The organism is uncultured Tenacibaculum sp. (genome assembly GCF_947502995.1).
Classification (GTDB): Bacteria; Bacteroidota; Bacteroidia; order Flavobacteriales; family Flavobacteriaceae; genus Polaribacter.
Genome location: NZ_CANNBW010000087.1, coordinates 1 through 244, shown reverse-complemented (window position 1 = coordinate 244; position 244 = coordinate 1). Strand labels below are relative to the sequence as shown.

Here is a 244-nt window from a genome sequence, read left to right as displayed (position 1 = left end):
AAACAGAAGGAACAAACCCAACTTCAGTTACCCCAGTAGGAGGCGGAAGTGTTGATGCAGGAAACGACGGATACCAACCACAAGGTGATGTTAGTGGAGTTGTTTACGGCGATACCAACGGAAACGGAACACAAGACGGTTCAGAGAGCGGTTTAGGCGGTGTTACCGTATTTGCAGACTTAGATGGAGATGGAGTTCAAGATCCAGGTGAGCCAAGTACGACTACGAATCCAGATGGAAGCTA

General features: G+C 48.4%; 1 protein-coding gene. It reads left to right on the top strand.

All coding sequences use genetic code 11. From position 1 onward, the window contains the following. A partial coding sequence (locus Q1A46_RS20855) for a hypothetical protein (RefSeq protein WP_299683594.1) occupies positions 1–244 on the top strand: 244 nt, incomplete at both ends.